The organism is Synechococcus sp. PCC 7336, from assembly GCF_000332275.1.
In the GTDB taxonomy this organism is placed as follows: Bacteria; Cyanobacteriota; Cyanobacteriia; order Thermostichales; family PCC-7336; genus PCC-7336.
Genome location: NZ_CM001776.1, coordinates 4,856,474 through 4,871,921 on the forward strand (window position 1 = coordinate 4,856,474; position 15,448 = coordinate 4,871,921).

At 59.8% G+C, this 15,448-nt stretch carries 3 protein-coding genes; all 3 read right to left on the reverse strand.

The window, feature by feature from the left end:
• Positions 1-35 precede the first annotated feature (35 nt).
• The 3 genes from SYN7336_RS27430 to SYN7336_RS28450 are packed head-to-tail and all read right to left on the reverse strand — an operon-like array spanning position 36 to position 15,429.
• Positions 36-8,828 carry a non-ribosomal peptide synthetase gene (locus SYN7336_RS27430; protein ID WP_017328296.1) on the reverse strand — a complete coding sequence of 2,931 codons (8,793 nt, stop codon included), beginning with the start codon at positions 8,826-8,828 and terminating at the stop codon, positions 36-38.
• Positions 8,828-9,895: a TauD/TfdA family dioxygenase gene (locus tag SYN7336_RS22980; protein ID WP_017328297.1), complete on the reverse strand. Its 1,068-nt coding sequence runs from the start codon at positions 9,893-9,895 to the stop codon at positions 8,828-8,830. Before SYN7336_RS22980 ends, SYN7336_RS27430 begins: the two co-directional genes overlap by 1 nt.
• Positions 9,895-15,429: a non-ribosomal peptide synthetase gene (locus SYN7336_RS28450; RefSeq protein WP_051039865.1), complete on the reverse strand. Its 5,535-nt coding sequence runs from the start codon at positions 15,427-15,429 to the stop codon at positions 9,895-9,897. Before SYN7336_RS28450 ends, SYN7336_RS22980 begins: the two co-directional genes overlap by 1 nt.
• Between the last annotated feature and the right edge of the window lie 19 nt (positions 15,430-15,448).

Below are 15,448 nucleotides of genomic sequence, written 5' to 3' on the forward strand. Positions count from 1 at the left end.
AGCGAATCGAGGTTGGGCGACTGAAACTGCACGCGCTATGGAGACGGCAGAGACTCCAGCGGTTCTTCTGGGATGGCAGCGGTATGCATATCTCCCATTGCCACAAAGATTTTGCGGGGGCCTCGGAAGGGATTGCGGCTGTGGGCGGCAAGCATGTTGTCGATCGCTAGCACGTCCCCCTGTTGCCAGGGGAATACCGTTTGAGCGCGATCGTAGGCGGCTTGAATGGCAGCGATCTCTTCCGGTGCGATCGCCGAGCCGTCGCCGTAGTAAGCGTGACGGGGCAGATTCTCCTCACCCCACGTATCCAGTAGCGACTTTTGGAGGTGGGCATCGAGGCAGGCGACGTGGTGGAGCAGCAGTTGATTGAACCAGATGCGATCGCCGGTTTTAGGGTGTTGGGCGATCGCGGGGCGAATTTGGCGGGTTTTGAGTCCTGCTGCTGCCGTCCATTCCCACTGCACCCGATCGCGCTGGCACCTCGCCTCCACCTCGGCGCGGTCTTCTGTATTGAAAAACTGCTGCCAACTGACATCGAAGCCGGGAATAAAATGCCGCGTGTAGGCGATTTGGCGTTGCTCGAAGCGATCGAGCAGATCGGGATCGAGCAGGCGGTAGATTTCGCGTCCGTCGGCAATCGGCGTTTCGCCACCTTCTGCGGGGGCAATAGAGCAGTAAAAGCAAATTTTCATCGGCCATTGCTGCAGGTGGGAGCTCTCGTGATGGAACAGGATTGCTTTGTCGGCTGGGTAGGGGGTAGAGCCGTAGACCTTGCCGCCGATGCTGGCCCGAGGTAGGTCGCCATAATTGGCAAACAGTTGCGGACAGATGGCTCGGGCAAAAGCTTCAAACTTCTCGATGGATTGCAGTTGCTGGCTGCGGAAGAGTAAACCGCCGCGCGCAATCAGGTTCTCTTCAATCCAACTGCGATGGCTGGCAGCCCAATCCACTAAGTCTGTATCGTCACTGGCGGGTTCCACGAGTAGCGGTAGCGGGCTGGTATCGCTCAAGGGCCGCGCTGTTACGAGTGGACGATCGGCGATCGCCTTGGGCTCGATCTGGGCGAACTTGGAGAACTTACGCTGCGATCGCTTGGCTTTGCGGGCTGCCTGCGTCTTTTGTTCTTCTGGGGTCAACATATCGAGGCTGTCAATGCGGCTAGTGGGGCTGTGGGCAAAGCTGCTCAGAAGGAGGGTGAGATGTTGCGATAGTTGGCGGATGGTGGCTGCATCGAAAAGGTCGGCACTGTAGCGCCACATGCCCTGCAAACCCGCGCTGGTTTCGCTGACGAAAAGAGCGATGTCGAACTTGGCTCTTTCGTTGGAGATCTCCATCGGGCTCAGGGTCAAGCCGGGGAGTTCGATCGGGGTAAACGGCACATTTTGGAACACCAGCAACACTTGGAACAGCGGCGTACTATTGGCCTGACGGTTCGGTTGCAGTTCCTCCACCAGTTGTGAGAAGGGAATATCTTGGTTGGCATAGGCATCCAAGCAGGTGCGGCGCACCCGCTGTACCAGTTCCTCGACGCTGGGATTGCCAGAGAGGTCGGTGCGAATCGTCAGCAAGTTGACGAAAAAGCCAATGGCACTTTCCAGTTCGGTGCGGTTGCGGTTGGCAACGTCCGTGCCGATGACAACATCTTGCGTCTGGCCGTGGCGAGAGAGCAGCAGGGCCAAGGCCGCCATCACCTGCATGAAGGGGGTTGTGTCGGTTTGCTGGCACAGTTGGTTGAGGGCAGCGGTGTCTGCCGCCGAGAGCTGGAAGGACTCGCTACCGCCGCGATAGCTGCGCCGAACTGGGCGAGGGCGATCGCCCTTTAACACCAGCGGCGAACTCCCGGCCAACTGCTGCTGCCAGTACTGCAATTGCGCTTGTAGAACGGCACCATCCAATTGCTGCCGCTGCCAAACGGCAAAATCGCCGTATTGAATCGGTAGGGCGGGTAAGGGGGAGGGCTGGCTGGCAGCGTAGGCAGTATAGAGGGCCGACAGCTCCCGCACTAAAACCCCCATCGACCAAACATCGGAAATGATGTGATGGGTGGTGAGGATGGCAGCGTACTCGCGCTCGTCCATTTGCAGGAGTTGAAGCTGGAGCAGGGGACCGCGCTCCAAGTTGAAGCAGCGCGAGCTTTCCCCCTGCATCTGTCGTGCCAGCGCTGCCTCTCGATCGCTGGGGTCGAGGTGGCGTAAATCCTTGTGGGCAATTGCCAGTGATGCGGGCGGGGCGATCGCCTGCACGGGCTCGCCATTCTCCAAACTGAAGGTGGTGCGCAGTGACTCGTGGCGACTCACGACTTCGTCGAGGCAGCGTTGCAGGATATCGCGATCGAGATCCCCCTCAAGGCGCACGGCTATCGGAATCGTGTAGGCGGGGTTGTTGGGATAGAGGCGATCCTCAATCCACAAGCGCTGCTGGGCTAGCGACAGGGGCAGAGGCCGATCGCGGGGCACAGTCGGAATGGCGATCGCGACCTCCTGCCGCTCCACTTGCAAGAGTCGCTCGATCTGCTCGGCGATCGCCGCAATGGTGGGGGTGGCAAACAGCGATCGCAGCGGTAGCTCCACCCCGAACTCCGTGCGGATGCGGGAGATGATTTGGGTGGCGAGGAGGGAATGGCCGCCCAGATCGAAGAAGTTGTCGTCAATGCCGATGCCATCGCGAGCGAGGATGGGAGTCCAGATTTGGCAGAGTTTTGCTTGTGTTGGGGTTTGGGGCAGCACAGCTGCGTCCGCCAACTGAGGGGCGATCGCTGGGGGGGCGGGGAATGCCTTGCGATTGACCTTGCCATTGGGGGTGAGGGGGAAGTCTTCCAGGATGACGAAGGCAGTCGGCACCATGTAAGCGGGCAGCTTCGAGCGGAGGAGATTCCGCCCAGCAGTAATTGGGCCATCACTCGCTCGGGAAGCTGCGAGTGCGGGAATGACATAAGCCACCAGTCGTCGATCGCCCTCGCGATCTTCGCGCACGACGGCAACAGCCGCTCGAATATCGGGGGCTTCCAGCAAGCAGGATTCAATTTCCCCCAACTCGATGCGAAAGCCGCGCAGTTTGACCTGGTTGTCGATGCGCCCGAGGAATTCCAAGCTGCCGTCGCGACGGTATCGCACGCGATCGCCAGTCTTGTACAGCCTTGCCCCCGGTCGTTCGCTGAAGGGATCGGGGCAGAAGCGAGCGGCGGTGCGAACCGGTTGCTTGCAATATCCCCGCGCCAGTCCCGCACCCCCCACATGCAATTCCCCCGGTACGCCTAGAGGGGCCAGTTGGCCGCAGAGATCGAGGACGTAGAGCTGCGTATTGCCGAGGGCACAACCGAGGGAGATCGCTTCCACTGCTGGTGCGATGCGCTGGAACGCCGTCCAAATGGTCGCTTCGGTGGGACCGTAGAGATTCCACAATTCCCGGCAGGAGCGGCTCAGGGCTCGTGCCAGCGGCAACGGTAACGCCTCGCCGCCGCAGAGAACTTGCAACTGCTTGTCACCCGACCAGCCCGAATCCAGAAGCATTTGCCAGGTGGCGGGGGTAGCCTGCATCGCCGTTGCGCCACTGGAGGCAACGAGCTGGCCTAGCCGTACTCCATCCGCCGCTACGGCGCGGGTGGCGATCGCCACCCGCGCCCCAACCGTCAGAGGCAAAAACAATTCCAGTGCCGCAATATCGAACGATAAAGTTGTGACCGACAGCAGCACATCTTTCGGACTCAGACTCAACTCCTGCTGCATCGCCCTCAGGAAATTGACGACGGCAGCGTGGGAAATCTGTACCCCTTTCGGCCTGCCGGTGGAGCCGGAGGTATAGATCTGGTAGGCCAACTGCTGCGGATGGGTTGTCGTCGGCAGTGGGGCATCGTGGCCGGAGGCGATCGCCTCGGAGCCCTCGTCTAGAAGCACCACGCGAGCCTCGCCAACGGGCAAGCTCTCCAGTAGGTGCGCCTGCGTCACCACAATCGCTGCCCCACTGTCTCGCAGCATGTAGCTCAGTCGCTCGGCGGGATAGGTGGGGTCGAGAGGGACGTAGGCTCCGCCCGCTTTGAGAATGGCCAGCATTCCCACCAGCATTTCGACGGAGCGATCGATGCAGAGGGCCACGAGCGTGTCGGTGCCCACACCCAGGGGGTGGAGGTGGCTGGCGACGCGATGGGCCAGGATATTGAGTTCGCCGTAGCTCAGCGATCGCCGCTCGTCTGTAACGGCGATTGCGTCGGGCGATCGTACCGCCTGAGTTGCAAACCATTCGTGCAAGCCGAAGCTGGGAACGTCAGTGAAGTCCTGCCCTTGCCCCCAGCACCGCAGGCGATCGCCTTCTTCACGTTCGTAAAGGGGCAACTCCAACCAGTTGCGATCGGGGGTGCGCACTGCCGCTGCCAGCACAGTCCGGTAATGGCTGGCCATCTGGGCGATGGTTTCGCCATCGAACAAATCGGTGTTGTATTCCCAAGCCGCAAAGATGCCCGCTTCGGTCTCCTCCATCAGAAGGCTGAGATCGAACTTAGCGGTTTTGACTTCCGTTTCCACTGGCGAGAGGATGAGCCCCGGCAACTGCAGCTCTGCTTTGGGGGTGTTTTGCAAGGAAATGGCCACCTGAAAAACCGGACTGTGGCTCAACTGGCGTTCGATCGGCAGCGTTTCCAGCAATTGCTCGAAGGGTAAATCTTGGTGGGTATAGGCTTCGAGCGCCACCTGGCGAACCCGTTGCAGAACGGCGCGGAAGCTAGCCAATGCCGTCAAATCCGTGCGGATTGCCAACGTGTTGGTGAAAAAGCCAATGGTTCCTTCCAGCTCGGCGCGGCTGCGATTGGCGATCGGAATACCGACGACAATATCGCTGCAGTTGGCATAGCGACAGAGCAAGACCTGGTAAGCCGCCATCAGCACCCCGAACAGGGTGGCCCCTTCCGATCGGCCCAACTCCAGCAACTCGTCCCGCAGTTGGATGGGCAGTAGATCGACATGGCGATCGCCCCGATAGGTCTGGAGGGCGGGGCGGGGGCGATCGGTGGGTAACTCCAGCAGGCTGGGGGCTCCGGCAAGCTGTTGGTGCCAGTATTTGAGCAATTGCTCTAGCCCTTCCCCCTGCAGCCACTGCCGCTGCCACACGGCGAAGTCAGCATACTGAATGGGCAACTCCGGCAGGGGCACCTCTCGTCCGGTGGTGAAGGCAGTGTAGAAGGCCGCCAGTTCCCGCAGGACGATCGCGCGGGACCAGGCATCGAAAATGATGTGATGGGTGTTGAACAGGGCGATGGATTCTGTCGCCGAAAGCTTGAAGATCGTCACCCGCACCAAGGGACCTGTGGCGAGATCGAAGGGCATGCGCGCCGCTTGTGCCACCAGTCGCTCCACTTCATCGTTGCGTTGGGCTGCCGGTAAGGGTTGTAAGTCAACCACGGGCAGCGATCGCGGTTGATAAGGAGCGATCGTCTGGACGGGTTTGCCCTCCACTTCTGCAAACGTGGTCCGCCAGACTTCGTGCCGTCGGGCGATGGCGTTAAAGCTGCGTTCCAGGGCAGAAAGGTCTAGTTTCCCACTGAGGCGCAGGGTGAAGGGAATGCTGTAGGTGCTGCGATTGGGTTCGAGGCGATCGAGGAGCCACAGCCGCTGCTGGGCATACGACAGGGGCATCGTTGACTGACGCTTGACGGCAACGAGGGGCGGGGCGTCGAGGGCTCGATCTTGACGCATCAGGGTTTCAATCGCCTGGGCCAATCCTGCTACGGAGGGCTGTTCGAAGAGTGCGGCTAGGGGCAGCTCGACCTCGAAGGCGCGGCGCAGCCGAGAGATAGCCTGCGTGGCGAGGAGAGAATGACCGCCAAGGGCAAAGAAGTTGTCCTCCAGACCGACTCGTTCGACCTTCAGTAGCTGGGACAGGATTTGGGCGATCGACTGTTCGACATCGGTGCGGGGCTGGACGTAGGTGCTGGCGGAGGCGAGGGAGCTGGGAGCGGGTAATGCTTGCAGATCTACTTTGCCGTTCGGCGTCCGAGGGAATTGCTCTAGCAAGACGAACGCAGCGGGCACCATGACATCGGGTAGCTGCTGCTGGGCGAACTGCTTCAAGTCAGCAATCGAAACGGACTCGGGGCGATCGCACCTCAGGTAAGCCACTAGCTGTGGCAAGCCGGGTGTTTCTTCGGTAACCCTGGCAATGCAGTCTCGAATATCGGCAGAGTGCGACAGAGTGGTTTCGATTTCCCCCAATTCGATCCGGAATCCGCGTATCTTCACCTGGCGATCGCTGCGACCCAAGAACACCAGCGTGCCATCGGGCAGATAGCAAACTCGATCTCCCGTTTTGTAGAGGCGATCGCCAGGACGATCGCTCCAAGGATTGGGCAAGAAGGCGGCTGCCGTTAACTCCGGGCGGTTGAAATAGCCACGCGCCAAGCCTGCTCCAGCGATATACAGTTCCCCAGCTATCCCGGTTGGGACGGGCTCGAAGTGCTCGTCGAGAACGTAGAGCTGAATGTTGCCCAACGGCCTACCCAACGGTACGGTGTCCGAGGCTTTGCCGGAGCTAACTTCCGGTACGGGGTAAGTGAGGACTCCGACGGTACTTTCAGTGGGACCGTAGTGATTGAGAATGCGGCAACTGGGAGCTAGTTCGCGAAGGCGATCGATATCCGACCAATGGGACGCTTCGCCTCCCAGCACGAGACATTTCTTGGGCAGAATGCTGGCGGCATTGGTGGCCTCCAATAGTGCGGCCAAGTGGGAGGGGACAATCTTGAGATAGTCGATCGCCTCTTGGCGACAGTAATCCGCTAGGGCATCGGGGTCGGCCAGTCGCTCTTGGGTGATGACGTGCAGGCAACCACCACGACAGAGGGCGGGGAAGATGACGGTGTTGCCCAAGTCGGCAGCGAAGGTAGAGACAGTAGCGAAGCGGTCCTGCGGGGTGATGTCGAGCTTAGGGGCGATGCCCTGTAGGTAGTTGCACAAATTCCGGTGGGTAACTTCCACCCCTTTCGGCACTCCAGTAGAGCCCGAGGTGAACAGGATGTAGGCGAGATTGTCGGGGCTAGCAGTGGGGTCGAGATCGTCCTTGGGGATGCTGGCAATATCCCAATCGCGATCGAGACAGAGAACCGGGATCTCGATCTCTGAAACCGATTCGACGAGGCTGCTATGGGTCAGTAGCAAGGCAGGGCGCACGGCCTGGAGGCGCACGCTCAAAGCAGCGGCGGGCAAGCCGGGATCGAAGGGAACGTAAGCGCCACCGGCTTTGAGAATGCCGAGCATGGCAACGATGCAATCGAGCGATCGCGGCAGCCAAAGACCGACGGGTATCTCCGGTCCTACCTCCCGACCTTGTAAGTAACGGGCCAGTTGGTTGGCTCTAGCATTTAACTGAGCAAACGTCAGACTGTCCCCTTCGCACATCAGGGCTGGTGCGTCCGGCGTGCGGGCCACTTGCTGCTCGAAGAGGTGGTGAATGCAGTCGTTTTCTGAATAGGCGATCGTTGTGTCGTTGAAGCGTACCAATACTTGCTGGCGCTGGCGCTCGCTGAGGAGAGACAAGCTGGCAATGGCACGATCTGGTTCTGCGATCGCCCCTTGCAAGAGGCTTTGGAACTGCTCGACTAGGGAGGCGATCGCCTCCGGCGTGCAGGCAGCAGTGTCGTAGTGAATCTCGGGATGGAGCGATCCGGTCGAACGAAGGCATTGCAACTGCAAACAGAAGCGATCGCTGTAGCTGGATTGAGCCTCGATCTCCAAAGACAGCGGCCCCGCCGATCGAGGGGCGGGTAGCTCGCTCGCAGTGAAGCTGAGCGGATAGAAAGACTCGCCAATGTCAGCACCGCCTCCAGCCGCCTCTTCCCAAGTGAAGGATTCCTGCCATTGAGCCGTTTCGCGGCTGGCTTGCAGCGATCGCCGCACGACATCGCGGAGGCTATCGGTAGCCGTCAGCGGACAAGAGACAGGAAGCACTTTGGCAAACAGGCCGAGGGCGTCTTCCAGTTCTTCGTAATTGCGTCCGTCGGTACTCACACCGATGGCGGCAGCAACGCCAGTGGTTCGCCAGAAAAGGATGCGCCAAATGGCTAATAGAACATCAGAGACAGTTGCTTCCTCCGCTTGGGCGATCGCCTCTAGGGCTGCGACATCGGCGGGTTCCAGGTCCAGCGGAATAGCGCGAGGCTGAAATGGCTGACCCTGCGGTAGCCGCAGCAACGGGGGGCAGACGGCCAAGGCGGAGCGATCCTGTTGCTGCCAGAACCGTCTCCCGATCGCAGCTTCATCGCTGTCAAAAAGCTCGTGCTGCCATTCGGAAAAATCAATGTACTGGAAAGGCTCGTCCGTTAAGGCTGAGGGACCGAGGCTAGCACTATAGAGCTGGCCGAGTTCTCGGACGAATCGTTCGAGGGAGAGGCGATCGCAGCACAGAGCGGGCAGGCGAATCAGCCACTGATGCTGTTGTTCGGCCCATTGAATAACGGTGAAATCTACAATGGGCAAACGATCTAGCCTCAAAGGGGCCTCTGCCAGTGCCTGCTGTTGGGTAGCCAGTGCCTGCTGCCGTTCTACCTCTGCCAGGTGACCGAGATCGATCGCCCTCAAGGCAACCGGCCGATCGACTGTCTCGTGGACCACCTGTAAGGGAATATCCATCCCCGGCAGCGCCTCAAATGTGGTTCGCAGGATTTCGTGCCGTTCTACCAACTCTTGCAAAGCCGCTGTCAGCTTCTGGCGATCGAGAGGGCCGCCAACTCTTACGGAGGCGATCGCCGTATAAGCTGCTCCATCTCCCTCCCCTTGCTGCAACCAGAGATGTTTTTGCTGGGGGGAGAGTCTAAAGCCTTGAATCGTGGTTGCTTGGGTTTGCATCAAACTGTTCCCTCCCCTTGCAGCACCGTCCGGTCGTAGGGCTCGTCCATACCGACCACCACCTGTCGTTCGCCAGTGAAGGGCCTCCGACCGTGAGCCACAAGCATGTTGTCGAGCAGCAAAATGTCCCCCGTTTGCCAGCGGAAGGCAACGGTATGTTCGGCGTAGGCAGCGCGAACGATCGCGAGGATCCGATCTGCAATGGGAGTACCGTCGCCGTAATAGGTATTGCGGGGCAAATCTGCTTCATCTACCACTGCCAGCAGAGATTGCCGCGTTTCCGGCGGCAAATTCGCAACGTGGAAGAGATGAGCTTGGTTGAACCACACCCAAGCTTGGGTCTGGGGATGCTGTGCCACCGCCTGACACACCTGGCGCGTGCGCAGGCGATCGCCCGAGCGCCATTCCCATTCGATGCCCGCAGCCCGACAATACTGCTCCACTGCGGCCCGATCCTCCGTTTGAAACACCGTCTGCCAGGGCAAATCCAGTTCGCGGCTGTAGTTGCGCACGTAGAGCACCTGTTTGCGGGCGAAGGTATCTCGGATTTCGGGGTCGAGGCTGGCCCACACTTTGTGGCTGTCGGCGATCGGGGTTTCTCCTCCCGTGGCGGCAGATTGCAGGCAACTGAAACCGATGCGCATCGGCCAGTTGCGAGAGTAGGACATCTCGTTGTGGAGGGGAATAGATTCGGAAGCGGGATAGGCAGTGGAGGTGTAAATGCGGCCTCGAACCGGCGATCGCGGTGTGGAGCGATAGGCATATTCCATCAACTCGCCACCGAGAGCCGCAAACAAGCTTTCTAGAGTTTCGGCCCCAACGTTAGTGAAATTGCGGCAGAGGAGACCGCCGTGAAGCCACAGTTGCGCTTGAATCCATTGCCGTTGCTCGGCGGCCCAGCTCGTTAAATTCAGTCCTTCCACTGCCGGACTGACGACTAAAGGCAAGAGAGTATCGGGCTGCAGGGGGGCAGTCGTCACCAACTGAGTGGCAGACACTTGGATGCCGCTCCCGCGCTGGCGGCGCGATCGCAGTCCCAATTTTGGTTGGGTGCTGGCGTTATGCATTAGCGGTCTTCACCTCCCAAATAAGCTGCGGCACTGCGACGGATCGCCTGACGGCGAATTTGGCCCAACTTTTGGCGGCGGACCTGTTTGAAGCTCTGCTGGCTGGAGGTTTGCAACAGTTTCTGTAGCTCGCCCACCTGTATCTCTGGCTGTTCGACAGCGCGTTTGAGCAATGCCCTGAGGTGTTCCCCCATCGGCTCCACGCTGGCGAGGTCGAGGCGATCGCGATCGTAAATCAACTGCAAAAGCAATTCTTGTTTGGGTACTCCCCGCAGGGTGAGGGGATAGCCGTTGTCGATTTCGTTGCCCAACCCCTGCAGGGAGAGGTTGGCCACCTGCTGCTCTAAGGCAGCGTCGATGGGATAGTTTTCGAAGACAACGATGCTCTCGAACAGCGCCCGACCGCGCGGCACATTGCTCCAAGACTGAACTTCTGTCAGGGGACTGTAAGCATAGCGGTTGACCTCAACTTGGGCCGCCTGCAACTGCTGCAACCAGGTCAGCAAATCCGCTCGACCATCAACCCGTACCCGCACCGGTAGCGTGTTGATAAACAGGCCAACTGTGGCCTCTACCCCTTCTAAATCGGTGGGTCGGCCCGCCACCGTTGCGCCAAAAACGATATCTAGTTCGCCACTGTAATGGGCCAGCAGCAGCGACCACAACCCTTGAATCAGGGTGTTGAGGGTGAGGCGATGCTGACGCACCCAGGCATCCAGTTGCGCGCTACTTTCGACGGTGAAGGGAATATTGCACTCGGCATAGTGGGATTCAGATTTGGAGCTAGAGGCAAGACCGGCCTGATGGCCCAAGCGATCGATCGCTAGCGGCTGCGTCCAGCCCGCCAGATACTCCTGCCAGAAGGTTTTGGCCTCATCCAAGCTCTGGGACTGCAGCCAGACAATGTAATCCCGATAGGGAGGAGACGCTGGTAAAGGTATCTCTGCTTTGCCCGCAGACAAGCTCCCGTAGGCGGATAGCACCGCTTGCACGACCAACGGCAGCGACCAACCATCGAGCAAGAGATGGTGGCGGCTCCAGACAAAGTAGTAGGTTTCCGGGTCGAGATGAATCAGAGTCAGCCGCATCAGGGGGGGCCGACCGAGGTCGAAACCCCGTTCGCGCTCGGCGAGCAAGAAAGCTTCGAGCCGTTCGGCCTGCACTTCTGTCTCAAAATCTCGCCAATCCAGCTCTATCCAGGGCAGCGGCACCTCGTGATGGACCGCCTGTAGGGGTCGATCCAACTCCTGCCAGAGGAAAGCTGTACGGAGAACACCGTGCCGCTCGATCGCCGCTGCCCAAGCTTGTTGGAAGTTGTGGATATTGAGAGCTCCGGTAATTTTGCAGCTCATTTGGTCGAAGTAGAGACCGGCTTCGGGGGAGTAAAGGGTGTGGAAGAGCAGGCCCGCTTGAATGGGGGAGAGGGGATAGAGATCGGCGATCGCCCGACTGCGACCGAAGAGTTTGTGGAGGGTGGGGGTGTCTAATTGCGCGAGGGGGAAGTCCGAGGGGGTGTAGCCACCTGCGTTGGGAGCTTGGCAGTGGTCGGCCAAGTCTTGCAGGGCTTGAAGGGTTTGTTGGGCCAGTTGGGTGACGGTGCCCTGTCGGTGCAGGTCCGGGCTGTAATGCCAGTGGAGGCAGAGGCTACTGTTGTCGAGGTGGGCGGTGACGGCTAGTTTTTCGGGGCGATCGGTCTGCATAGAGTCGGGACTGAGAGATTGCTTGAGGGCGGGACTCCCGTGGGATGTGCCCCCCGACAAGGGCTCGCAATAACTGAAGGCAATGGCGGCTGCGGGCCAGTGCGATCGCCCCTCACTGTCGCTGCTGCCTTGCAGGAGATCGCAACCCACACCGCCATTGGGCACCTGTCGCACAGCCTCTTTAATGCGTTTGAGGGTGGTTCCGGGGGACTGGCGATCGCCGTTAGGTAGCAACAAGGGAAATGAGCTAGTGAAATCTCCCCCATTGCCATCCACCTGCAGCAATAAAGACTGTTTGGGGTCGCAGCAAGCGGTGGCGAGGGCACTGAGGACGGCATCAGTGAGGCTGGCGTTATAGAGGGCGGGTAAGGCTTCGAGCAGGCTGCGGGTTTCTGCGTTGCTGAGGCTAACAGAGACCGTCTCGGGCTTGGCGATGGTAGAGGCCGTGGTGGAGCAATCTGTGGGTAAGTGGGTGAGGTCCGCCGTTGCGATCGCCTGCCAATAGGTCTCCCACTCCGCCTGTAAATGAGTTGACTGAGCTTCCTGCTGCAATCGTTCTCGTCCAGCCTTAGCCGATGCCGTAGCTGCCAACTCAGCAATGGTTTGATTCTGGAATAAGTCTTTGGGGGTGAGGGGCAAACCCGCTTGTTTGGCTTTGGCGATCGCCTGCATCGCCAGGATGGAATCTCCCCCCAGCTCGAAGAAATTGTCGCCAATACCAACGCGATCGCGATCGAGTACATCTGCCCAGATACCGCAGAGCCGCTCTTGTACCGGAGTTTGCGGCGGCTCGAAGGCGATCGCACTTTCTGGGCTGCCCTCTGGGGCAGGTAGCGCCTTGCGATCGATCTTGCCGTTGGGGGTGAGGGGGAAGGTTTCCAGTACAACGAAGGCGTGGGGAACCATATAGGCGGGTAGCTTGGCCTGGAGGAGCTGACGCCAGACCTTGCTGCGATCGACCGCATTGGCAGGGGGTTCGTCCTGGGGAATCACGTAGGCCACCAGTCGTTTATCCCCTGCGCGATCCTCGCGGACGATGGCAACTGCGGCCCGCACAGCCGATGCCTCCAATAAGCAGGACTCGATTTCCCCCAACTCGATTCGGAAGCCGCGCAATTTGATCTGGTTGTCGATGCGCCCGAGGAATTCTAGGCTGCCATCGCGCCGATATCGGACCAGATCGCCGGTTTTGTAAAGCCTCGCCCCCGCTTGCGAGCTAAACGGATCGGGACAGAAGCGCTCGGCAGTGAGATCCGGTCGCTTGAAATACCCCCGCGCCAATCCGGCACCGCCAACGTGCAATTCGCCGGGGACATTCGCAGGCACCAAGTGGGAATAGCAATCGAGCACGTAGAGTTGGGTGTTGCCGATCGCCCGACCGAGGGAGACAGCAGCAGCATCGGGTGCAACGCGATCGACCGCCGTCCAAACCGTAGCCTCGGTCGGTCCGTACAGGTTCCACACTTCGCCGCAAGAGCGGCTCAGGGCTTGTGCCAGCGGCAAGGGCAGCGCCTCGCCGCCGCACAGCACTTTAAGTTGAGCGTCTCCAGTCCAGCCCGAGTCCAGAAGCATTTGCCACGTCACTGGAGTGGCCTGCATCGCCGTTGCCCCACTCGATCGCATTAGCTGGGCGAGTTGCAGCGCATCTGCTGCCGCCTCTCGACTGGCGATCGCCACCCGAGCCCCCACAATGAGCGGCAGGAAGATTTCCAAAACGGCGATATCGAACGACGAGGTTGTCACCGCCAGCAGGATATCGCTGGGCTCCAACCCCGGTGCCTGCCGCATTGCCGCCAAGAAATTGACGACCGCAGCGTGGGAAATCTGCACGCCTTTTGGCGTAGCGGTGGAGCCGGAGGTGTAGATCTGGTAGGCCAATTGCTGCGGATAGACCATGGGCAAAAGGTCGTCCCCTGCTGTTGCCCCAGCGTCCAAACCTTCAAAATCTCGATCCAGCAACACCACCTGGGCCTCGTGTTCCGGCAGAGCGCCTTGCAGGTGGCTTTGGGCGATCGCCACTGCCGCACCAGAGTCCTGCAGCATCAGGGCCATTCGCTGGGAGGGATAGGCCGGATCGATGGGAACATAGGCCGCGCCCGCTTTGAGAATGGCCAACATGCCGACGGGCATGGCAGCGGAGCGATCGGTGCAGAGGGCAATGAGGCGATCGCTGCCCGCGCCCAAGCGGCGCAATTGTCGGGCCACTCGGTTGGCTCGCTTGTCCAGTTCTCGATAGGTCAGCGATCCCTCGGCATCCACAATCGCGATCGCATCGGGGGTTTGCTGCACCTGCTGCTCGAAGAGCTGGTGCAGGCAGACATCGGGGTGAACTGGCAGGGCAGGGGCGCGGCTGGTTTGGAGAATGGGGTCGATGTCCGACTCGGCCAGCAAGACCAGCTCTGAGAGGCGGCGAGTGGGATGAGCCACGATATCGGTCAGGATCGTCTGGAAATGCTTGGCAAAGTCGGCGATCGTGGCAGTGTCAAATAAATCGGTGCTGTATTCCAAGACACAGGTGAGCTGTGCGTCAATTTCGGCCATATCTAGGCTGAGATCGACGCGGCAGGTGCTGTGGCTGACGGGGAGAGGGCACAGTTGCAGTCCAGACAGCTCTAGCGACTTTTGCATGGGGGTCTGGTGCAAGGCAAACCACACTTGGAACAGAGGATTGCGACTCAGATCGCGATCGGGCTGGAGAGTTTTGACTAAGACATCGAAGGGGAGTTCTTGGTGGGAGAGGGCGGCAACTGTTGTCTGACTGACGCGTTGGAGCAGTGTTTTGAAAGGGGGATTATCTTGCAGGGTCGATCGCAGCAAGACCGTATTGGCGAAAAACCCGATCGCCGATTTCAGTTGGGGGCGATCGCGGTTGACCATTGCCGTGCCGATGGTGATGTCCCCCTGCCCCGTGTAGCGATAGAGCAGGGTCTTGAAGGCGGCCAGTAGCGTGACAAATAACGTGCAGTTTTCGGCTTTGCTCAGATTTTTGAGTTCCTCGTAGAGCGCGTCTGGCAAAGCCAATCTGTATTTGGCACCCGCAAACGATTGCACGGCAGGACGCGGGCGATCGGTCGGCAGTTGTAGGGCGGGGCGTTCCCCGGCCATCTGTTGCTTCCAGAATTCCAGTTGATGGGCAAAACGCTCTCCCTGCAACCATTGCCGCTGCCAGATGGCATAGTCGGCAGATTGAATCGGTAACTCGGGCAGCGGAGCAGGGCGACCTGTCGAAAATGCCGTGTAAAAAGCGTGGAACTCTTGCAAGAGAATGCCCACCGACCAGCCATCGGCCAGGATGTGGTGGACGGTGGCCAGCAAGATATATCGCTGCGACCCCAGCAGGAGAATGGCAGTGCGGAGCGGTGGCTGGCGATCGAGCTGGAAGGGATGTTGCGCAAACTCGGCGGTCAGCCGTTCGAGTGCTACCTCTTGCTGCCCTTCAGATAAGTCAGCCAAGTCGATCGCCACACATGGCATTGCGAGCTCGGGGGCGATCGCCTGCGTGGGCTTGCCCTCTGCAGTCTCGACAAAGTAAGTGCGCAGGACTTCGTGGCGGCGGAGGATTGCGGCAACACTCCGCTGCACTATAGGAACATCCAAATTGCCGACAATTTCGATGGCAATGGGGCTGTTGTAGGAGGCGCTCCCCGGTTGGAGCTCGTCCAGGAACCAGAGCCGCTGCTGGTTGAAGGACAGGGGAATAAAATCGGGTCTGGGATGCTGGGGCTGAATCTGGCGTTGGGGCGATCGCTCCGATTGTTGGCCCAGTTGCAGCCGTTGCATCAGGAGCTGACGCTTTTCTGGCGATAAGTTTGCAAGTCGGGCCGAAAGGCTCATGGGGCAATCTCCAGGGCAA